This is a genomic window from Sinomonas sp. RB5 (assembly GCF_054063535.1).
On sequence record NZ_JBSSGJ010000012.1, the window covers coordinates 48,363 to 69,800 of the forward strand.

Here is a 21,438-nt window from a genome sequence, read left to right on the forward strand (position 1 = left end):
CATGGAGCGGCTGCCCCGGACGGACTGGCGGGGCGCCCTCACGCCGCGGGGCTGGGGCTTCGTGGCCGCCGCCGCGGTGGCGCTCATGGCCGCCCAGGTCATGGGGCGGCGGGACCTCCTGCACCTTGCCGTGTTCCTCGCGCTCGTCCCCGCAGGAGCCCTCGTGGCCAGCCTTCTGGTCCGGCCGTCGGTGACGGTCCTGCGCCGGCCGCGCCCGGAGGTCGTCGAGGCCGGGCAGAGCACGGAGGTCGCGCTGAGCCTGCGCCACAGCGGCCTGCTCTCGGGGCGCATGGCCATGACCGAGCAGCTGCCCGCCTCGCTCGGCACGGGTCCCACCTTCGTCTACCCCGGCGCATCGATCGGACGGGACGGGGCGAGCAACTACCGGTACGAGCTCGGCTGCCCCCGCCGCGGCCTCTACTGGATCGGCCCCGTCGAGGCCCGGCACTCGGACCCGTTCGGCCTGGCCGAGCGGCGCAGCCGGATCGGCGCCAGCACGAGGCTCACCGTGACCCCCGCGCCGGTCGCGCTTCCGGCCGCCGCGCTGGCCGGGCTGCGGGGGGCAGAGGGCATCATCGCGGCCAGGATCCAGTCGGTGCCGAGCGAGGACGACGTCATGACGCGCGAGTACCGCCACGGCGACCCCATGCGCCGCGTCCACTGGGCGGCCACCGCCCGGCACGGCGAGCTCATGGTGCGCCAGGAGGAGTCGGCTGTCTCGCCCGAGGCCACGATCGTGATGGACCTGCGGGGCTCCGCCTTCCCCGACGCGGGCCAGGAGGACTCCGAGGACCGCGAGTCGCCGGCGTTCGAATGGGCGGTCACCGCCGTCGTCTCCGTCGCAGCCCACCTGAGCGAGCTCGGCTACTCACTGCGGCTGCTCGAGCCCGGCGGGGGCCTCGCCCTCGCCCGCTCCTCCTCCGCGCCGGAACCGGACACCGCCGAGTACACGGGCCGCGACGGCCTCGCCCTCATCGCCGAGGGCCTGGCCGCCATCGGCCCGGCGGAGCAGGCCGCCGGGCCCGCCGGCTTCAGCGACCGGCTCCTCGACAGGCTCGAGGGCCACCGCCACCGCGGGCCGATTGTCGCCGTCCTCGGCCGGACCACGACGGAGCAGGCGCGCGAGCTGGCCTCGGCATCCGGGTTCGCCGAACGCGCGCTCGCCGTGGTCGTCGTCCCCAGGGCCGGCTCCTCGCGCGGCGCGGTGGACGCCCTGCGGGACGCCGGCTGGAGGGCCGCGGAGGCCACGCCCCGCGCCTCGCTGCCGCGGGTGTGGGCCGCGCTGACCGCCGAGGATGCGCCCCTGGACCGCGGGGAGCGCCGCCCGGGCACGGCCGGCGGGGAGAGGAGCTCCACGTGAAGATTCCCTCGCTCCGGCGCCCGCAGTGGCGCCACATCGCCGCCGAGCTCTTCCTGGTCCTCGCCGTCGGCGGGGGGTCCCTCGCCTACGGCGGGGTACTGCGCGGGTGGTCCTGGCTGTACCCGGTCCTCGTGGTGCTCATCGCCACGGTGGCCGGCACCCTGCTTGCCCGGGCGTTCCGCTGGCACCCCGTCGCGGTAGGCCTCGCCGGGCTGGCCGCGTGGACGGCCGGGATGGACTCGATGTTCTTCCGGAGCTCGAGCCTGCTCGGCCTGATCCCGACGGCCGGCACCCTCGGAGCCGCGCGGGAAGCGCTGGACCAGGCCTGGCACACGGTGGCCTACGACGCGGTCCCGGCCGCACCGAACGTCGGCATCGTGGCCCTGACGGCCGGGGCGATCGGCCTCATCGCGCTCGTCACCGAGACCATCGCCCTCTCGTGCCGCATGCCGGCGGTCTCGGGCGTCGCCGTCCTCGCGGTCCTCGTCGTCCCCGCCGTGCTCAAGCCCGAGAGCGTGGGCGCGACCGGCTTCGCCGCGGCCGCTGCCGGCTACCTCGGGCTCCTCGCCACGGCGGGCTCCGCCTACGCCTCGGGGAGCGCCGCCGAGCGCCTCGCCGCCGCGCTCTCGCCCGGGCGCTTCGCCGTGCTCGTGGCGACCGTGGTCGCCGGCGCCCTCGTCCTCCCCCAGGTCATCCCCGGGTTCGACGCCGGCACCTTCCCGGAGGGCTCCCGGCTGCAGAGCCTGGGCCAGAACGTGGGCCTCAACCCGCTCATCAGCCTCGGCAACGACCTGAGGAGCTCGAACGCCGTCGGCGTCCTCACCTACGCCACCGACTCGACGGCCCCCGTCTACCTGCGCACCGTCACGGTCGAGGACTTCAACGGGGCTGCGTGGGGCCCCGAGAACCATGACGACCAGCTCCAGCGGCCCATCACGCAGATCGTGAACTCCGCGGCAGCCACCGGCCCGACCACGGCGACGACCACCGTGGTGACCACGGGCGGCTTCACGAGCCCGTACCTGCCCGCCCCCTACGCGCCCCAGTCGCTCGACGGGGTGCGGGGCGACTTCGGCTGGGATCCGGCCGACCTGAGCATCAAGGGAGCCCCCGCCTCCAGTCAGAACCAGCTCTACGTGGTGCACTCCACGATGCCGCAGCTCACGCCCCAGGCGCTCTCCGCCGCGGTCACGGCCCCCCGCGGCATCGATCTCGTCGCCGCCCAGGTCCCCAAGGGCGTCCCGGCGAACGTCCGCACCGCGGCCGAACAGGTCACCCAGGGCGCCGCCACCCCCTACGCCCGCGCCCTGAAGATCCAGGCGTGGCTGCGCACGTTCCAGTACTCGGAGAAGACTCCGGTCGAGGACGGCTACGACGGCACCGGCATGGACGTCCTGAGCACCTTCCTGACGAAGAAGTCCGGCTACTGCATCCACTTCGCCGCGGCGATGGCCGTCATGGCGAGGGTGGTCGGCATCCCCAGCCGGATCGCGGTGGGCTTCGCACCGGGGCACCCCACCGGCCAGACCGTCGCGGTCCCGGCCTCGAAGTCCCTGCCCGAGTTCCAGGTCGACGGGAAGGATGCCCACGCCTGGCCCGAGCTGTACTTCCAGGGGCTCGGCTGGGTGCCGTTCGAGCCGACGCCCACGCGCGGGGTGCTGCCCACCTACGCCTTCACCGACACCGCGGGCCCGGGCGGCAGCAGCAACCTGGACAACCTCAACGACGGCCTGCGGGCGGCCCCGAACAAGGGGGGCGCGACCCCCGCACCCAGCGCCCCTGCTCCGGCCCCGTCCGGCGCGCGGGAGGCCGCCCCGTGGATTCCCGCCGTCCTCGTGGCGCTCGGGCTCCTCGCCCTCGCCGTCGTCGTCGCCCTTCCCGCCGCCCTCCGCGCCGCGCAGCGGCGACGGCGGCTCCGGCGCGGACTCCGGGGGATCTGGGAGGAGCTCGAGGCCGTCGGGGTCGACCACGGGCTGCCCCCCGGCCCCGCCGACACGCCGCGCTCGTACGCGCGGCGGCTCAGCGCGTGGGACGCGGACGACGGCGGCCTGCACCGCGCGCTCGACACCCTCACCACCGCGTACGAGCGGCACGAATTCGGGCGCCCCGGGTACGAGGCCGACGAGGAGGCCGCGCGGCATGCCGTCGCGGTGGTGCACGAGGCCGGGCGCCGCACGCAGCACCCGGTCCGGCGGGCGCGGATCGCCGCGCTGCCGCCCTCGTCCTTCGCGTGGCTCGCGCGCGCCCGGACGCGGACGGCCCCCGCAGCCGAGGCTGCGGGGGCCAGGATGCGCGCCGCCCTGAGGCGGGTGCTGCACCGCGTGCGGCGGCCGAAGGACTGACTCCCCCGCCCCACCACAGGCGCGGGGACTGTCAGCCCGCGTAGGGATCGGCGATGCGGTGCTCGTTTCTCCGTCCGCTGTCGTCGCCTGCGGGCTTGTCAGCCCGCGTAGGGATCCGCGATGCCGATGTACTGCGTCGTCGTGTACTCCGCGATGCCCTCCGCGCCGCCCTCGCGGCCCAGGCCGGACTGCTTCACGCCGCCGAAGGGCGCGGCCGCGTTGGAGATGACGCCGGCGTTGAAGCCGACCATGCCGTACTCGATCTGCTCGGCCACCCGGAACATGCGCGCGTAGTCCTGGGTGAACAGGTAGGAGGCCAGGCCGTACTCGGTCGCGTTGGCGAGGCGGATCGCGTCCTCCTCGGTCTTGAACGTCGTGACCGGGGCAACCGGGCCGAAGATCTCGTTGCGGAGGATCTCGGCGTCGTTCGGGACGTCGGCGAGGACGGTCGGGGCGTAGAAGTAGCCGTCGCCCTCGAGCGGTGCGCCGCCGGTGGCGACCCGCGCGCCGGACTCGACCGCCTCGGTCACGAGGGCGTGGACGTCCTTGCGGGCACCGCCGTCGATGAGGGGGCCCACGGTCGTGGACGGCTCGGTCCCGCGGCCCGGGGTGAGCTCGGCCATCGCCGCGGCGAACTTGGCCGTGAACTCCTCGGCCACGGACTCCTGCACCAGGAAGCGGTTCGCGGCCGTGCAGGCCTCGCCCATGTTCCGCATCTTGGCGGCCATGGCACCCGCCACGGCCTTGTCCAGGTCGGCGTCCTCGAAGACGATGAACGGCGCGTTGCCGCCGAGCTCCATGGAGGTGCGCAGCACGTTCTCGGAGGCATCCGCGAGCAGGCGGCGGCCCACCGGCGTCGAGCCCGTGAAGGAGACCTTCCGCAGGCGCGAGTCCTTCATGAGCGGGCCGGAGATGCTCGAGGCGGAGGAGGAGGAGACGACGTTGAGCACGCCGGCCGGCAGGCCGGCCTCCTGCATGACCGCAGCGAACAGCTGCGTGGTGAGCGGGGTGAACTTCGCCGGCTTGACCACCATCGTGCAGCCCGCGGCGACCGCGGGGGCGATCTTGCGGGTCGCCATCGCCAGCGGGAAGTTCCAGGGGGTGATGAGCAGGCACGGGCCCACCGGCTTGCGCTGGACCAGGATCTTGTTCTTGCCCTCGGGGCTGGTGAGGTAGCGGCCGTAGTCGCGCACGGCCTCCTCGGAGAACCAGCGCAGGAACTCGGCGCCGTAGGTGACCTCGCCGCGGGACTCCGCGAGCGGCTTGCCCATCTCGAGCGTCATGAGGAGGGCGAAGTCCTCGGCGCGCTCGGTCACGAGCTCGAACGCGCGGCGCAGGATCTCGGCGCGCTCCCGCGGCGCCGTGCGGGCCCAGGACGCCTGGACGGCGTCGGCGGCGTCGAGGGCCGCGACCGCGTCCTCGCTCGTGCCGTCCGCGATCTCCAGCAGGGTCCTGCCCGTCGCGGGATCCTCGACCGCGAACTTCTTCCCGCCGGCGGCGTCGCGCCACTCGCCGTTGACCAGCAGGCCGGTGGGGACTTTCGCGAGCAGTTCCTGCTCGCGCTCGGGGGTGACAGCGGTGTTCTCGGGCACGTCGACTCCTTCGTGGGCACGCTCGACATCGGGCGTGGGTGGACTCCTTCCACGCTAGGCCTCCGTGCCCGCAGGTGTCCATGCATCCGAGGACGATGGTGACGGACTTCACCTGTGCAGATGCACAATCGACTTCCGCGGAATTCCGCGGTTTTTGGTGTGGCTCCTACTTGGCGGCCACGACGGCGGCGTAGAGCTCCCGCTTGCTCGCCCCTGCTTCCCCCGCGACGACCGCTACGGCGTCCTTGAGCCGTGCCCCGCTGGCCACGAGCGCCTGCACGGCGCCCACGAGGTCCTCGGGGCGGGCGGGGGCGGCGGGGGGCGCGCCCTCGGCCACCACCGCGATCTCCCCGCGGACCTCGCCCTCCTCCGCCCAGGCGGAGAGCTCGCCCGCGGTGCCCCGCAGGACCTCCTCGTAGGTCTTGGTGAGCTCGCGGCAGACCGCGATGCGGCGCTCGGCGCCGAACGCCTCGGCGAGCGCACGCAGCATCGGGGCGAGCCGGTGGGGCGCCTCGAAGAAGACCATGGTGCGGGCCTCGGCGCGCAGCTCGGCGAGCCGGGACGCCCGCTCGCCGGCCTTGCGCGGCAGGAAGCCCTCGAAGCAGAAGCGGTCCGTGGGCAGCCCGGACAGGGCCAGTGCCGTGAGCACCGCCGAAGGACCGGGGACTGCAGTGACGGTGAGGCCCTGGGCAACGGCGGCCTCGACGAGCCGGTAGCCGGGATCGGACACGGCGGGCATGCCGGCATCGGTGACCAGGAGTACCGTGCCGCCGGCTGCCACGGCGTCGAGCAGCTCGGGCGTCTTGGCGGCCTCGTTGTGCTCGTGGTAGCTCACCACGCGGCCCCTCGGGTGCACGCCGAGCCCGCGCACGAGCCGCTGGAGGCGCCGCGTGTCCTCGGCGGCGATGACGTCGGCCTCGCCGAGCAGCTCCACGAGCCGCCGGCTCGCGTCGCCCAGATTGCCGATCGGCGTGGCGGCGAGCACCACGGCCCCGCCGGCCGGCCGCACGGGGTGGGCGCCGCCGTCGTCCGCCAGATCCTCCCCTGGTTCCGCGTCCGGGAGGCTGCTGGATTCCTGGGGGGTCTCGCGAGGCTGCACGCGCCCAGCCTACGCCAGCGCAGCGAGCCCGCCCCGGGCCCCTCCGCCCCGGTAGCATGGGCCGGGATGGCCACCCAGACCCCCACCCGCCCGCCCGTGCGCAGCTGGAACTCCCCGCGCCCCCGGACTGTCGATCCCGCGCAGGACGCCTCGCGCGGTCCGGCCGCGGCCCTGCGGGAGCGCCTCGTGGGCTCCTGGACCGCGGCCGGGGTGTGGGACCGTCGGCTCGCCTGGCTCGTGCCCGTGGCCGTGGGCCTGGTCGCCGGGCTCCTGCGCTTCTGGCAGCTCGACCGGCCGCACTCCCTGATCTTCGACGAGACCTACTACGTCAAGGACGCGTACTCGTACCTCGTCGCGGGCGTGGAGCGGAGCTGGACCCAGAACGCCAACGACCTCTTCGTCAACGGCGACATGTCCGGACTGCTCTCCTCCCCCGAGTACGTGGTGCACCCGCCCGTGGGCAAGTGGATGATCGCGGCCGGGATGGCGCTCTTCGGCCCGGGCAGCTCCTTCGGCTGGCGCTTCTCCGCGGCGCTCGTGGGGACGCTGTCCGTGATGATGACGGCGTGGGCGGCCCGCCGGCTGTTCCGCTCGCACACGCTCGCCGCGGCGGCGGGCCTGCTGCTCGCGATCGACGGCCACCATCTGGTCCTCTCCCGCACCGGGATCCTGGACATCTTCCTCTCCTTCTGGCTCCTCGCCGCGTTCTGCGCCCTCCTCCTCGACCGGGACGACGGCAGGCGGCGCCTCGCCGCGCGCCTCGGTGCCCTCGCCGGGCCGGACGGGCGGATACGGCCGACGGCGCTCGTGACGGGCCCGTGGCTCGGCGTACGGTGGTGGCGGATCGCCGCAGGGGTCTGCCTCGGCCTCGCCGTGGGCGTGAAGTGGTCCGCCCTCGCGTTCATCGCGGTCTTCGGCATCATGACCGTCCTGTGGGACGCGTCCGCGCGCCGCGAGGCCGGCATCAGAGCCTGGCTGCCCGGCGCCGCCCTGCGCGACGCCCCGCTCGCGGCGGCGAGCATCCTCGTCACCGCTGCGGGCGTCTACCTCGCCTCGTGGACGGGCTGGTTCCTCTCGGACAACGGCTTCTACCGGCACTGGGCCGAGGCGAACCCGGACCCGGCCTGGGGGTGGGTGCCGGCCCCGCTGCGCTCGCTGTGGCACTACCACCAGGAGGCGTACGCCTTCCACACAGGCCTGTCCACGCCGCACCCGTACGCATCGAGCCCGTGGAGCTGGCTCCTGCAGGGCCGGCCGGTGTCCTTCTACTACACGGAGCCTGCGGGCACGTGCGGGGCCAGCCACTGCTCCTCGGCCGTGCTGTCCGTGGGCAACCCGCTGATCTGGTGGGGCGGGACGGTGGCGCTCGGCGTCCTCGTGCTGCTCTGGGCGGGCCGGCGCGACTGGCGCGCCGGCGCGATCCTCGCCGGCGTCGCCGCCGGGTACCTGCCGTGGTTCATGTACCCGGACCGGACCATGTTCGCCTTCTACGCGGTCTCGTTCGAGCCGTTCCTCGTCCTGGCCCTGGCCATGGCCCTCGGGCTCGTGCTCGGCCGTCCCACGGACCCCCCCGCGCGGCGGCAGGCCGGGTTCCTCGCGGTCGGCGTGTTCGTCCTCGCCGCCCTCGCCGTGTCGGCCTACCTCATGCCCCTCTGGACGGCCGAGCCCATCCCCTACATCGAGTGGCGGCTGCGGCTGTGGATGCCGAGCTGGACGTAGCGGCGCGGCCCGCGTCGCCCCGGCCTGGAGCCGCCCCGGGATGGCAGGATGGGCGTAGGCATTGAGCGCGGCACGGGGGGCACCAGGAGACGAGCGCGAGCGCGGAGAGGACGGGCACGTGGCAGGCGGAGCGGAAGCCGGAGCAGGAGCGCACGAGGCGCGGGCGGAGGCGTCGACGCCGCTGCTGGCGAGCCTGCCGCCCGAGGCGAACGTCACCTCGCTCCTCGAGGACCGGGTGGCGGCCACCCCGGGCGCCGAGCTGTTCTCGCGGCGCACCGAGGCCGGCTGGGAGCCGGTCAGCGCCGCGGAGTTCCATGCGGACGTGGTCGCCCTCGCCCGGGGCCTGATCGCCAGTGGGCTGGACGTCGGGGACCGCGTGGCCGTCGTCTCGGCGTCGAGCTACGGCTGGGCGCTCGTCGACTTCGCCATCTGGTACGCCGGCGGCGTGCCCGTGCCGGTCTACGAGACGTCTTCGCCCTCGCAGATCGCCTACATCCTCGCCGACTCGGGCGTACGCCGCGTGTTCGTCGAGAACAGCCACCTCGCCCTGGCCGTCCAGGAGGCCATCAGCTCCTCCCCCGAGCTCGGCAACGCGTGGCTGCCCATCACGCTCATGACCGAGGACGGCGGCGGCGGCTCGAACCTCACGAGCCTGGCCGGCCCGGGGCTGGGTGTCCCGGCTCAGGAGCTCGAGCGCCACCGCACCGCCGCGGACCTCGACTCGCTCGCGACCCTCGTGTACACGTCCGGCACGACGGGGCGCCCGAAGGGCTGCGAGATCACCCACCGCAACCTCGCCCTGCTCGCGGTCAACCTCCAGGCCCACCTGCCCGAGGTCGTCGGCCCGGGAGCGCGGACGCTCATGTTCCTGCCGCTGGCCCATGTCCTGGCCCGCGCCGTCCAGATCACCTGCGTGGCGGCCGGCGTCGTGGTGGGGCACTCGCGCCAGTCGACCCTGCTCGACGACCTCGCGACGTTCCGGCCCACGTTCCTCCTCGCCGTGCCTCGCGTGTTCGAGAAGGTCTATGCCGCCGCCGAGGAACGCGCCGAGGGAGTACGGGGCTCCGTGTTCGAGCGCGCCGCGGCGACGGCGCGCGAGTTCTCCCGCGCGCTCGACGAGGAGGCCGCCGGGCGCGGCGAGGGCCCCGGGCGGCGCCTGCGGCTGCGGCACGCCGTGTTCGACCGGCTCGTCTACGGCCGGCTCCGAGCCGCCTTCGGGGGCAGGGTCTCCACGATCGTCTCCGGCGGGAGCGCCCTGAGCCCGGCCCTCGCGCACTTCTTCCGCGGCGCGGGCCTGACGGTCCTCGAGGGCTACGGCCTCACCGAGACGACCGCGCCCTGCACCGTGAACACGCCGCAGGCGACGCGGATCGGCACCGTGGGGCGCCCCGTCCCCGGCACCACCGTGCGCATCGACCCCACCGGCGAGGTGCTCGTGAAGGGCATCGGCGTCATCCGCGGCTACCGCGGGGGCGGTGCCGCTGCCCCCGGCGGCGAGGGCGCGGCGTCGGCCTTCCGGGAGGACGGGTTCTTCGCCACCGGCGACCTCGGCTCCCTCGATGCCGAGGGCTTCCTCACCATCACCGGACGGCTCAAGGACGTGCTCGTGACGGCCGGCGGGAAGAACGTGGCCCCCGGCCCGCTCGAGGAGGCGCTGCGCGAGTCCGAGCTCGTCGCCCACGCGGTCGTGGTGGGCGAAGGCCGCCCCTTCGTGGCCGCCCTCCTGGCGCTCGACGGCGACCAGCTGGGTTCCTGGGCACGCCGCCGGGGGCGCACGCTGAGCATCGCCGAAGCGGCGGCCGATCCGGAGGTCCTGGCGGAGCTCCAGCAGGCGGTCGACGCGGCGAACGCGGCCGTGTCCCGCGCGGAGTCGATCCGCCGCTTCGTGGTCCTGCCGAGGGAGCTCACGCTCGAGGACGGAGACCTGACCCCGTCCCTCAAGCTCCGGCGGCAGCGCCTCGTCGAGTCGTTCCCGCAGGAGCTCGAGGACCTCTACTCCGCCTGAACCTCGGCGTCCGCGTCGGTGTGGGTGTCGGTGTGGGCGCCGGAGGCCTGCCCGGCCTCCGGCTCCCCCGCCGCACCGCGGGCCGCCCGCCGCTTGGGCGTCGGCCAGCAGAAGATCAGCAGCAGGCTCGCCGCGAGCAGCACCAGGACGCCGACGACGAGCGCAGAGTCCACCCAGAACTGGCCGGGGAAGAGCCGGATGAGCGAGTCCTCGAGCCTGAAGGTCCAGGTGCCGTTGGCGAAGAAGATCCGGTGGAAGTCGGTGAAGAACGTCTCCCACCCGAGCGCCGCGAGCACGGCGAGGGCGATGATGATCGCCATGGTCACGAACGAGCCCGCGAAGAGTCCGCGCCCGAACGCGCCCTTCGTCTTCCGGAGCCCGATGGCGGCGAAGACGAAGAACAGCAGCAGCACGATCCCGGCGCCGTAGGCGGAGAGGACCACGGTCTTGACGTCCGCCATATGGCTCACCTCACCGGCGGTGAAGAGGTGGTCGCCCGAGGGCAGCACGAGGTCGCCGAGGTACCGGGGGCCCGCGAGGTTCGCGAGGTAGTCGACCGCGTAGGAGCCGTAGGTGAGCCGGTCATCCGTCGTGAAGCCGTAGCCGTCACCCGGGAACCCGGGACGGTAGTACTCGATCCACAGGAACAGGGGCGTGGCCACGACGCGCACCGCTGCGATGAGCAGCAGGAAGGGGAGGAAGATCGCCATGAGCACCTGCACGATGCGCCGGCCGACGGGCCTGGACCGCGCGGCCGCATCCCGCTCGTTCCGCCGCCGCTGGACCTCGTCCTCGGGTGGGCGCACGTTGATCGCGCTCGTCGGGGACGGCTCGCGGTGCACGGAGGCCCCGCGCGCGCCGGTGCCCTCGCCGCTGGCCCCGCGGTCGCGGGAGGGCGCGTCACGGGAGGCCTCGTCGCCGGAGGCCCGCTCGCGGGACCGCTTCGCTTCTGCGCGGCTCTGCGCGGGGACCGCGACGGTGTCCGCCTGGGTCGCTCCGGACGCAGCAGGGGCAGCCTCGGGTCCCGCCGCCGCAGCGGCCTGGGGCTCGCTGGCGGCGGGGCTGGCCTCCGGTGCGGCAGCGTGCTGCCCGGTGGCTGGCTCTGATGTGCGGCGCCCCGCGCCGGCGGGCCTCATCCAGCCGAAGGCCGGCTCGTCGCTGTCGCCGGACTCGTCGAAGTCGGCCCCCGGCTCGGATCCGGAACTCTTGTCGGTCAACACTGTCACCGTCCAGTAGAGGCCCGCGGGCCTGGAGTCTGCATGGTTCTCACTCCACCGTACCGGTGTGTGCGGCCGCTCCCCCGTAGCGGCACCCACGTGTGGCCGAAGCGTTATCGCCGCGGGGCGTCTCAGCTGTTCGCGTACTGGGCCCAGGGGATGTTCCAGTCCCCGAAGCCGTCGTCGAAGTTCGCGTAGTCGCCCTGGGTGTTGATGATCTGCACGACATCACCCGTGGTCATGTTGTTGAAGACCCAGGAGGCGCCGTCGGGGCCCAGGCCGATGCACCCGTGCGAGACATTGATCTGGCCGAGGTACGGCAGGGCGGTGTCGGTCGCCTGGTGGATGAACTCACCGCTCGGGGTCAGCCGCGTCGCGTACTCGACATCGAGCTCGCCGTAGTTGGCCGGGTCGCCGGGCTTGAGCCCGATCGAGGCGGCAACGAAGTGCGCCTTGCGCTGCTTCTCCATGAGCACGAGGTAGCCGCGGGCGGACGGGAAGCGGGTGTCGCCGAGCGTGGCCGGCCACGTGTGCACGGGCTTGTCGTTGATGTAGGCCGTGAACGTGTGGGCCGTCGCATCGGCGACGGCCGTGCGCTTGTCGCCGATGTGGACCGTGTTCGTCTTGGAGAAGTTGCCGATCTGGCCGTTGCCGAGGTCCACGCCGAAGAGGTCCATCTTGATGGTGATGGTGCTGTGGGCCGCCCAGAACGTCTCGGGGCGGTAGCGGACCATGGTGTCGCTGTACCAGTGGAAGGCGCCGGGCTGGCCGGAGGTCGAGGTGATCGTGATGGCCTTCTCGACGGCCTTCTTGTTCTTCACCGGCTCGCTGAAGGTCAGCTGGATCGGCTGGGCGACCCCGACGCTCATCCCGTCGAGGGGGTACATCGCGGCGTCGGCCTCGTTCTTGGTGGCAACGGTGGCGAACGTCGTCGTCGCCGACTCGGTGCGCCCCGCGGCGTCGATCGTGGTGTAGCTGAGCGTGTAGGTGGTGTCGAAGGCGAGCTGGCCCTTCGAGGTCCAGCCTGCCCGCGAGGAGCTCAGGGCGCCGTCGACGTCGTCTCCGGAGGCAGAGCGGAGGCTGACGTTGTCCAGGGTGCCGTTGGCCACGGTCACCGTCACGGGCGCCGCGGGGTTGACCTCCTTGGCGCCCTGCGCGGGCACCGTCGCAGCCGTCGCCTGCTTCACCACCGGGAAGGCGGAGCCGGGCTGGCTCCGCACGGGCGAGGCCTGCTCGGACGTGATGGGAGCCGCCTGGAGCGGGCCGACCGCGGCGAAGACACCGCCGATCCCCGCCAACACGAGGACGGCCGCCAGAATCGCGATCTTCGCGCCCCTGGCAAGCCGCTTCCGCTCAGACATGGTTGGGGTCCCCCACTTTCTGCCGTACATCCCCTCGGCCAAGCCTACCGGCAGCAGACGGCCGCCCCGGTCACACCCCGGCTACGGTCGGGACACGATCGGGGCGGCCGGCACAGCCCGGGACGGGCACCGGCGCGCGGGGCGTCAGTAGCGGTAGTGGTCCGCCTTGTACGGGCCGGCGACATCGAGGCCGAGGTATTCGGCCTGCTCCTTGGTCAGCTCGGTGAGCTCGACACCCAGCGCCGCGAGGTGGAGCCGCGCGACCTTCTCATCGAGGACCTTGGGCAGGACGTAGACCCGGTTCTCGTACTCACGCTGGCCGTCGCCCTGATCGCGCTTCGTCCAGAGCTCGATCTGGGCGATCGTCTGGTTGGCGAACGAGTTGCTCATCACGAAGGATGGGTGGCCCGTGGCATTGCCGAGGTTGAGCAGGCGCCCCTCGGAGAGCACGATCACCGAGTGTTCCGCCGTGGCGCCGTTGAGGCCGCTCGAGGCGGGGAACACCCACTCGTGCACCTGCGGCTTGATCTCGACCTTGCGGATCCCCGGGATCCGGGCGAGGCCGGCCATGTCGATCTCGTTGTCGAAGTGGCCCACGTTGCCCACGATGGCCTTGTCCTTCATCGCCTCCATGTGCTCGGCGAGGATGATGTCCTTGCCGCCGGTGGTCGTGATGAAGATGTCTCCCTGGTCCAGGACCGACTCGAGCCTGGCCACCTGGTAGCCGTCCATCGCCGCCTGCAGCGCGCAGATCGGGTCGATCTCGGTCACGATCACGCGCGCGCCCTGGCCGCGGAGGGCCTCCGCGGCCCCCTTGCCCACGTCGCCGTACCCGCAGACCACGGCGACCTTGCCGCCGATCAGCACGTCGGTAGCGCGGTTGAGGCCGTCGGGGAGGGAGTGCCGGATGCCGTACCGGTTGTCGAACTTGCTCTTCGTCACCGCGTCGTTGACGTTGATCGCAGGGAAGAGCAGGGCACCCTGCTCGGCCAGCTGGTAGAGCCGGTGGACGCCGGTGGTGGTCTCCTCGCTCACGCCCTTGATGCCGGCCGCGATCCGGGTCCACTTCTGGGGGTCGCGGGCCTGACCGGCGCGCAGCACCTCGAGGATGATGCGGTACTCCTCGGGGTCCTCCTCCGTCGCCTCGGGCACTGCCCCGGCTGCCTCGAACTCGACGCCCTTGTGGACGAGCAGCGTCGCGTCACCGCCGTCGTCGAGGATCAGGTTCGGGCCGAGTTCGGGGTTCGCGTCCGCGCCGGGCCAGGTGAGGATCTGCTCTGCGGTCCACCAGTACTCCTCGAGCGACTCGCCCTTCCAGGCGAACACCGACACGCCCTGCGGGTCCTCCGGGGTCCCGGGGCCGACGACGACGGCGGCCGCCGCCTCGTCCTGGGTCGAGAAGATGTTGCAGGAGGCCCAGCGGACCTCGGCGCCCAGCGCCACGAGGGTCTCGATGAGGACGGCGGTCTGGACCGTCATGTGCAGCGACCCGGCGATGCGCGCCCCCTTGAGCGGCTGCGACTCGCCGAACTCCTCCCGCAGCGCCATCAGGCCGGGCATCTCGTGCTCGGCGAGGCGGATCTGGTGGCGTCCTGCCTCGTGGAGGGACAGGTCCTTCACCTTGAAGTCGGGGGTCATGCGTGCTCCTGGTTCGCGGAGGTGGTGGTGGGCGCGAGGAGGACGGGGATGCCGTCCTCGATCGCGTAGCGCGGCGTCGTCCCGTCGGGGCCCGGCGCGGCGGCCACGAGGCTGTCGCCGTCCTGGACGAGTGCGGAACCCGTCACGGGGCACCGGAGGATGTCCAGCAGCGAGGGGCTGAGTTTCGGCATGCCCTCTAGCCTACCGAGTCCGGCAGCGTGACTGCGGCGGACCGCGGCGGTGCGGCGCACGTCAGTAGGGCCCGCGGCGGTGCGGCTCGCGTCAGTACGGCTCGCGCAGGAGCCTCAGGTGCCGCCGCGGGATGTCCGCCCCCGGCGGGACGTCGAGGGGCGCGCGGGACGGCCGGTCCCCGGCTCCCCGGTCCCCGGCGTGCTCGGAGTCCGCCCGGTGTGCGCCCGCCCGGCCGGAGGAGGAATCGTTCCCGTCGTCGCCTGGGGCCTCCCCCTCCCGGACCGCGTCGGCGAGGGCGAGGATGTCATCGGGGCTGCGGGGCGGCGCGGCCGGCAGGGCCAGACGGAGCACGTCCCATCCCCGGGGAACGGTGAGCCGTTCGGCGTGGGTCGCGCAGAGGTCGTAGCTGTGCGGCTCGGCGAAGGTGGCGAGCGGGCCGAGGACCGCGGTGGAATCGGCGTACACGTACGTGAGCGTTGCCACCGCCGCCTGGCGGCAGGCAGATCGAGAACAATGGCGTAGTGGACCCACGGCACAGAACCCTACTCCCGGGACCGCCGCGACCCGGGGATTGACCCCGCATGCCGGGCCCCGCGCCGCGTGGCCGCCGACGACTCGCCATGGCGCGAACGGGGCGACTAGAGTCGATGTATGCAGGATCGTTCGTTCTCCGGGGGCCCGTCGGACCCGGGCGGGCCCACCCTCAGCATCCGGCCAGTGCCGCCGGAGGGAGAGCCCTCGGCGGAACGACGGCGCGGCTTCCGCCAGCGTCGGAGGAACCGCCATGGGCGCGGCCTGCGCGGCGAGATCCTGCCGTCCGTGCTCCCTGCGAGCCGAACCCGCGCGGAGCGCTTCGAGGACTGGGTCTTCGATGCCGCGGACCGCCTCCAGGAACTCAACTCCTCGAAGCTGGACGGCGTCGAGTATGCCGTCGAGGAGATCCCGCCCGGGCTCGAGCAGCTGCTCCGGGACGGGGGCCGCCCCCCGCAGGGGCAGTACACCCCCGGCGCGCCGGGCCGCGCACCCCGCATCACGGTCTACCGCCGCGTCGTGGAGACCGGCGCCTCCTCCCCGGCAGAGCTGCAGGACCTCGTGCACGACATCGTGGTGGAGTACACCGCCCTCATGCTCGGCGTCGCCCCCGAGACCCTCGACCCCTACTACCGCGGCTACTGAGGGCCCGGGCCCCGGTTCCCTAGTAGCCGACGGTCACGGGCAGCGAGCGCGCCCCCGCGGCCGCGGGAACGATCGTGGCCGCCGAGATGGCGTTGCCGTCGCCCTTGAAGAGGAGCGAGCCGTAGGCCGGGTCGCCCGAGGCCGAGAGCACGTATCCGGTGAGCGCCGAGCCGTCCACCTTGTCGGGCGCGTCGAGGACCGCGGTCGTCCCACCGGCGACGTCGAGCGAGACGGCGCTGTGGAACGCCCCGTCCTCGGTGACGGGGACAGCCCGGATCTGGGCGCGCCCGTCCGGGACGCCGAACACGATCTGCCGGGACCCGCTGCCCTGCCCGACCGCGACGACGTGGCTGTCGCCGATCCGCTGGGACGCCGAGGCCACGGCCGTGTCGAGGGGCTCGTCGGCCGAGAGGCCGCGCGGCACGCGCGCAGAGGCCGTGAAGGAGACGTCCGCGGTCGCGGACACGCTGTAGGTCCCGGCGGGGAGCCCCGCGAGGGGGACCTCCGTGACGGTTCCCGCCTTGGCCGTCACGACTCCGCCGCCGGGCAGCTGCACGGCACCGTTGCGGCCGTATACGCGGAGCTGCACGACGGCGTCCGCGGCGCCGGGGACGGTGATCTGCACGGCGGCACCGGCGTCCTCGTACCCGCTCCTCGCTGTGAGGTCCTTCGACCGGGCCGGGTCCTGCAGTTCGATGCCCGTCACCGTCTGCCGCGGTGCCGGCGCCGCGGCGGGCGTGATGAGCTCGACGCCGCCGGGGGTGAGGCCGCGCAGCGTGGACTGCTGGATGGACGCGGCGACGGGGGCGCCGGTGCTGCGCACGTGCACCGAGACGTTGGCCTGGCCCGGCATGTAGCCGCTCAGCACGTACGAGGCGGAGCTGCCGGGCTTGACCTGGAGGCCCCGGCTCGAGGGCGGTGCCTGGGTCAGCGGCTTGTCCCCGAAGAATTCGAGGTCCACCGTGGCCGGGCTCGAGCTGGGATTGGCGAGAGTCAGGATGGAGGTCCGCCCCACGGTCGTCTCCGCCCCGAGGAGCCATTGGTCGTTCGTCGGGGCGGTGCAGGTGGCGGTGGCGAGGCCGCGCAGGTCGCCGTCCCCTGCGTCGAACCGGGTGAGGGCTCCCGTCGAGGCGGGGGTGCCGGCGAGGGGCTTGGCCGTGAGCAGGGTCAGCGCATCCACACCCTGCCCCGCGATCGCCGCAGCGCGCGGCTGTGCCACGGTTCCCGCGGGCACCTTCTGGCCCGGGATGGACTTCAGCGCCGGACCGCCCTGCGGCCCCAGCGCAGTGTCCGGGAGCGTGCCCTGCGTGTCGGACAGGACGATGCCGCTCACCTGGGTCCGGGCGGTCCGGCTTGCCGGACTGAACTGGGGGTCTCCCTGCACCGGGGTGCCGGACAGCAGCCGGGCGGGTCCCGGGCAGGCGCGCACCGCGTCTGCCGTGGGCACGTCGACCGAGGGCGCGTTCCCCGCGTTGAGGGATGCGGGAGCGGGCACGGCGGACGCCGCGACCGTGAGCCCGCCGGCAAGGCCGGCGAGGATGGTGCCGGCGACGGCGGCCCCCACGGCGCGCATCCGGCGGCCCGGCCGGGTCGTCGGGGTCCGGTCAGAGGCGGGCGTCGTCATGCGCTGCTTCCTCACTGCTCGCAGGTTCGCGGTCCTCGGCGCGGGCCGCCTCCGTGGGCTGCGCCTCCGGTTCGTCGATCGGCCAGTCGTCCGGTCCGTCGTCGAGCGGCGCGTCCTCGCCGTCGTGGACGGGGGCAGGGGCGGCGGCGCCGTCCTCGCCGCGGCGGCGGCCAGCGGCAGGGCGCCCTGCCGCACGCTGCGGATGGCGTCCGAGCGACTCGCGGACGAGGAGGGCGGACCCGGCGCCGCGGCGGCCCGTGCGCCGGACCCGGGCCGGGATGGCCAGTAGAAGCGTCAGCGCGAAGGCGGCGACGGCGGCGGCCCCCAGCGGCCATGCGGCGGGATCCCGGTAGGCGAGGTCGAGATGGCCGCCCCGGGCCGGAAGGTCGAACGCCTGGGCCCAGCCCTGGGCCGAGGCCGCCAGCGGGGTGCCGTCGAGCGAGGCCGACCAGTGCGGGTCGCTGCGCTCGGCGAGCACGAGCTTGCGTCCCTGGGGTCCGGCCGGGATGTCGGCGGAGACCGTCTCGGGGCCGGAGGGGACTACCGCGAGGGTGGCCCCGGACGCGGCAACGATGCGCGCGCGCTGGTCGATGGCAAAGGCGCCGTCGTTGCCCGCCGTGCGCGGGGTGACGCGCCAGAGCCAGCCGGCGTCCGTGCGGCCCACGGCGACGAGGAAGGGCACGGCATCGATGCGGCCCGCCGTGACCTCATCCGTGGCCCCGTCGTCCGCGAGCACCACGAAGCCGATCCCGAGCTGCTCGAGGTCGCTGCGCGGGTCCACGGCTGCGCCGCCGCCCACCGTGGCGACCGCGTGGCGGAGTGCGGTGAGCGCGGCATCGTCGTCGGCGATGCGCTCCGAGCCCCACGCGCCCTGGACGCGGCTGGACGCGGCGACCGCTGAGAGCGAATCCAGAGTGGTGCCGGCTCCGCGCATGAGGTTCGCCGTGAAGCCGCCGGCGTCGGTGCCGTGGAGGACGAGTGTGCGGGTCTGCTGCGTCCCCTGTCCCAGATCGGCGGCGGTCGCGGGAAGGACCCGGGACAGTCCGGGGCCGACGAGCGCCTCGGCACCGAGTCCCCCGGACGAGGGGGCGTGCCCCAGCGCGGTGGCGGCCCATTGGGCCAGGGCCCCGGCGGGGCCGACGGCGACGAGCACGTAGGCGAGCACGATCGCGGCCGCGACGGCCCGGCGCGGCGCGCTCGACGCCGTGGAGCCCTCGGGCTGCGGCCGGAGGGCGGCGCTCCTGCGGCGCTCGAGGAGGCGGTCCAGGGCGAGGACGCCGACGGTGATGAACGCCATCGATGCGGCCCCGAGGCTCGGTCCGGCGAAGGGTGCCGCGAGCGAGTCCCCGGCGACCGCGGTGGGGGTGCGGGACACCGCCCACGCATAGGCCAGCCCGAGGACGCCCACCGCAAACAGCAGTCGGGCAGCGACGCCCCGGCGCCCGGTGAGGAGGACTGCTCCGGCCACGGCTGCGGCCAGCACCGGCGCACCGACGAGCAGCGCCCCGAGGAGGGACCACGGCACGCCCGCGGGGAGCGCGGGCACGCCGGTGAGCGCGGCCCCGGCGTCGAACGCCACGGGCTGCCCGAGGACGAGCTGCCACGGTGCTGCGGGGGCCCCGGCGAGCGGGACGCCGGGGTCGGCGATCCACGCACGCAGGTTCGACGGCGCGGACACCCACAGCGGGGCGAAGAGCGCGGCGGTGGGCACGAGCACGATCCACAGGCTTCTCGCGCGCCCGCGCAGCGCGAGGGAAGCGAGCAGGACTACCGCGGCGGCCAGTGGGACGAGCGAGGGCGCACCGGCTGTCGCCGCGGCGAGCGCGAGGCCGCCGGCGGCTGCCGCGGTCCAGGACGGAACGCCGCCGGTGCCGTTGCGCGGCTCGTGGCGGGGCCCGACCGTGCCCCGGATCCGGGCTCCGCCGACCGCGCGGACCATGCCGAGGACGGCCCACGGCAGGGCGGCGTGGGCCACGGCGGCGCCGAGCCGGCCCTGCGCGAGCGCGGTCAGGAGGGAGGGCGCGGCGGCCCACACGAGGGCGGCGAGCCAACGGGGCGCGCGGTGGGCGGTGAGGTTGGCGGCGAGGGCCCACGCGCCGAGGCCGGCGACGGGGGCGGCCGCCACGAGGGCGGCGGTGACGCCGCGGTTCGGATCGCCGGCGGCGAGGAGTCCGAGGATCCAGAGCACGAGGTCGAAGGGGTCGCCGTGCCCCGCCTGGCCCGGGCCGATCCCGGCCCACCAGCTCGTGGCGTGGGCGAAGACGGCGGAGAGGGTCGTGGAGACCGGCACGAGCGCGCCGCCGACGGCGGCTTCGGCTCCGAGCAGCGGGGCGAACGCCGCGAACGCGGCCAGCAGGGCGCCCGCGGCGACCACGAGGGCGCCGGTCCCGACCCAGCCGCGGGAGGCGACCGCCAAGGCCGCGAAGTCGTCCTGGGAGTCGCCGGTCGGCTCGCTGGAGCCCTCTGCCATCCCCGAGCCGTCGCCCACCACGCTCTCCGGCTCGGCGGCCGCGGATTCGAGCAGTGCGCGGCGGTGGGCCCAGATGTCGCGGCGCGGGCTGATGAGCGGGCGGAGCACGGAGCGCGAGACGGTGCGGCTCCTGCGCGCGGCCCGTCGCCCGCGGGCCAGCCTGGCAGGCATGCCCAGGGCCGCGAGGGTGGCGCCGAGTCTCGCGGCGCCCAGACCGGGCTCCTTGAGGACGATGGCCAGCAGGAACTGCCAGAGGCCGCCCAAGAGCGCGCCCGCGGCGTGGAGGGGCAGCTGCCACAGCGGTGCGTGCTTGAGCCGGGAGTAGACCTCGGCCCGGCGGGCCGCGAAGGGCGTGCCGGCGGCGCCCGGCCGGGCGGAATGCATCATGCGGGCCCCGGGGACCACGACGACGCGGTGCCCGGCGAGGCGCGCGCGCCAGCAGAAGTCGACGTCGTCGCCGGTGGCCGGCAGGGCCGGATCGAAGCCGCGCAGGGACTCCCAGACGTCCCGGCGCACGAGCATCCCGGCCGAGTTCACGGCGAAGACGTCGCTTCGCGCGTCGTACTGGCCCTGGTCCTGCTCGTCCACGTCGATGAGGGTCAGCCGCTCGCCCCAGCGGCTGACGGACAGGCCGACGTCGACGAGGCAGCCGGGCGCGTCCGCATCGAGCTGCTTGCAGCCGGCCACGGCCACGCTCGGGGCGGCCTCCACTGCCGCGAGCAGCGCGGCGAGCGCGTCCGGCGCCGGGGCCGCGTCGTCGTGCAGCAGCCAGAGCCACTCCGCGGCGGCCCCGGCGGCAGCCGGCGACCCCGCGGCGAGGCCCCCCAGGCCGCGGGCCACGGCGCCGCCGAACCCTCCAGGAGTGCGCACGGCCGTGACGTTCTCGGCGCCGAGGGCCTCGTACAGGAGTTCAGCGGAGTGGTCGCGGGACCCGGTGTCGATGCCGATCGCGGCGTCGACCGGGCGGGTCTGGCCCGCGAGGCCGGCGAGGGTCGCAGGAAGGTAGGGGCCGCCGTCGTGCGCAACGACGACAGCGGTGACGCGTAGAGCCTCCAGGGTCAGACCGCCCGCTTCCGGAGCCGGCGGCGCTCGCGCTCGGAGAGGCCGCCCCAGATGCCGAAGCGCTCGTCATTGGCGAGGGCGTACTCGAGGCACTGGGCCCTCACCGTGCAGGATCCGCAGACCTTCTTGGCATCGCGGGTCGAGCCGCCCTTCTCCGGGAAGAAGGCCTCGGGGTCGGTCTGGGCGCACAGCGCCTCGGCCTGCCACGCGAGCTCGCCCTCCTCGGGCTCGCCCGGCTGGACGAGGTCGATGAGCACGGCCTTGGGCGAGTGCTCCCGGGGATTCGCGAGGAGGGCGAGCGCGCGCTCGATGGCCTCGTCCGCCGGCTCGTCCTCGACGTCGTCGTCGGGGTCCTCCACCTCATGGGCCGCGAGGAACGCCGTCGCGGCATCCTCGAGGGTCTCCACGGAGCGGGCCTCGTACCGCTCCTGCGCGTCCGGGTCTGCTGGATCGACGTACCAATCCGCGGGAATCCCCCGCGACCGGTACCTGGCCGATGCCTGTGCAGCTACGGCCGACTCATACTGGATACGCTCCGCCTGTCCCACGGTGCTCCTCCTCGGGTCGTTCTGCGCGGCGAG

At 74.3% G+C, this 21,438-nt stretch carries 15 protein-coding genes; 5 read left to right on the plus strand and 10 right to left on the minus strand.

Annotated features, from left to right (window positions below; genetic code table 11):
• Position 1 precedes the first annotated feature (1 nt).
• Entirely contained in the window at positions 2-1,360 is a 1,359-nt protein-coding gene (locus ACVWWH_RS14085) for a DUF58 domain-containing protein (RefSeq protein WP_457316989.1), read from the plus strand.
• Positions 1,357-3,702, plus strand: a complete 2,346-nt coding sequence (locus ACVWWH_RS14090) for a transglutaminase TgpA family protein (RefSeq protein ID WP_457316990.1) — start codon at positions 1,357-1,359, stop codon at positions 3,700-3,702. Before ACVWWH_RS14085 ends, ACVWWH_RS14090 begins: the two co-directional genes overlap by 4 nt.
• Positions 3,703-3,800: 98 nt before the next feature.
• On the opposite strand, the gene ACVWWH_RS14095 is transcribed toward ACVWWH_RS14090, so the two are convergent.
• Entirely contained in the window at positions 3,801-5,294 is a 1,494-nt protein-coding gene (locus tag ACVWWH_RS14095; RefSeq protein WP_066496951.1) for an NAD-dependent succinate-semialdehyde dehydrogenase, read from the minus strand.
• A 166-nt stretch (positions 5,295-5,460) separates the two neighbouring features.
• A complete protein-coding gene (gene rsmI / locus ACVWWH_RS14100) occupies positions 5,461-6,330 on the minus strand; it encodes a 16S rRNA (cytidine(1402)-2'-O)-methyltransferase (protein ID WP_457317032.1) in 870 nt (289 codons plus the stop codon).
• 129 nt (positions 6,331-6,459) lie between these two features.
• Between rsmI and ACVWWH_RS14105 the strand changes: the two genes are divergently transcribed.
• Together ACVWWH_RS14105 and ACVWWH_RS14110 are read left to right on the plus strand one after the other, a co-directional pair.
• Positions 6,460-8,112 (plus strand): dolichyl-phosphate-mannose--protein mannosyltransferase, encoded by a 1,653-nt coding sequence (locus tag ACVWWH_RS14105; protein ID WP_457316991.1) that lies wholly within the window; start codon positions 6,460-6,462, stop codon positions 8,110-8,112.
• A gap of 118 nt (positions 8,113-8,230) precedes the next feature.
• A complete protein-coding gene (locus ACVWWH_RS14110) occupies positions 8,231-10,117 on the plus strand; it encodes an AMP-dependent synthetase/ligase (RefSeq protein WP_457316992.1) in 1,887 nt (628 codons plus the stop codon).
• Here the strand turns inward: ACVWWH_RS14110 and ACVWWH_RS14115 are convergent.
• The 5 genes from ACVWWH_RS14115 to ACVWWH_RS14135 all read right to left on the minus strand — a co-directional run bounded on the left by ACVWWH_RS14115 (position 10,105) and on the right by ACVWWH_RS14135 (position 15,056).
• Positions 10,105-11,337, minus strand: coding sequence for a TIGR01906 family membrane protein (locus tag ACVWWH_RS14115; protein WP_457317033.1), 1,233 nt, complete (start codon positions 11,335-11,337; stop codon positions 10,105-10,107). The genes ACVWWH_RS14110 and ACVWWH_RS14115 overlap by 13 nt on opposite strands.
• Before the next feature lie 128 nt (positions 11,338-11,465).
• Positions 11,466-12,695 carry an Ig-like domain-containing protein gene (locus tag ACVWWH_RS14120; RefSeq protein ID WP_457316993.1) on the minus strand — a complete coding sequence of 410 codons (1,230 nt, stop codon included), beginning with the start codon at positions 12,693-12,695 and terminating at the stop codon, positions 11,466-11,468.
• A gap of 144 nt (positions 12,696-12,839) precedes the next feature.
• Positions 12,840-14,333: an adenosylhomocysteinase gene (ahcY, locus tag ACVWWH_RS14125; protein WP_066496944.1), complete on the minus strand. Its 1,494-nt coding sequence runs from the start codon at positions 14,331-14,333 to the stop codon at positions 12,840-12,842.
• Entirely contained in the window at positions 14,330-14,524 is a 195-nt protein-coding gene (locus ACVWWH_RS14130) for a Trm112 family protein (protein WP_066496943.1), read from the minus strand. The genes ahcY and ACVWWH_RS14130 overlap by 4 nt, the downstream gene beginning before the upstream one ends.
• A gap of 91 nt (positions 14,525-14,615) precedes the next feature.
• The gene (locus ACVWWH_RS14135) at positions 14,616-15,056 is read right to left on the minus strand and encodes a DUF3499 domain-containing protein (protein WP_457316994.1); all 441 of its coding nucleotides are present in this window, start codon (positions 15,054-15,056) and stop codon (positions 14,616-14,618) included.
• A 120-nt stretch (positions 15,057-15,176) separates the two neighbouring features.
• Between ACVWWH_RS14135 and ACVWWH_RS14140 the strand changes: the two genes are divergently transcribed.
• On the plus strand, positions 15,177-15,701 hold the full coding sequence (locus ACVWWH_RS14140) for a metallopeptidase family protein (protein ID WP_066496940.1): 525 nt from the start codon (positions 15,177-15,179) through the stop codon (positions 15,699-15,701).
• Between the two features lie 19 nt (positions 15,702-15,720).
• Here the strand turns inward: ACVWWH_RS14140 and ACVWWH_RS14145 are convergent, their stop codons facing one another.
• From ACVWWH_RS14145 to ACVWWH_RS14155, 3 genes are read right to left on the minus strand one after another with little or no spacing between them, the layout of a single operon-like run.
• A complete protein-coding gene (locus tag ACVWWH_RS14145; protein WP_457316995.1) occupies positions 15,721-17,325 on the minus strand; it encodes a DUF5719 family protein in 1,605 nt (534 codons plus the stop codon).
• The gene (locus ACVWWH_RS14150) at positions 17,306-20,908 is read right to left on the minus strand and encodes a glycosyltransferase (RefSeq protein WP_457317034.1); all 3,603 of its coding nucleotides are present in this window, start codon (positions 20,906-20,908) and stop codon (positions 17,306-17,308) included. The genes ACVWWH_RS14145 and ACVWWH_RS14150 overlap by 20 nt, the downstream gene beginning before the upstream one ends.
• A complete protein-coding gene (locus ACVWWH_RS14155; protein ID WP_084249379.1) occupies positions 20,854-21,405 on the minus strand; it encodes a WhiB family transcriptional regulator in 552 nt (183 codons plus the stop codon). The genes ACVWWH_RS14150 and ACVWWH_RS14155 overlap by 55 nt, the downstream gene beginning before the upstream one ends.
• Between the last annotated feature and the right edge of the window lie 33 nt (positions 21,406-21,438).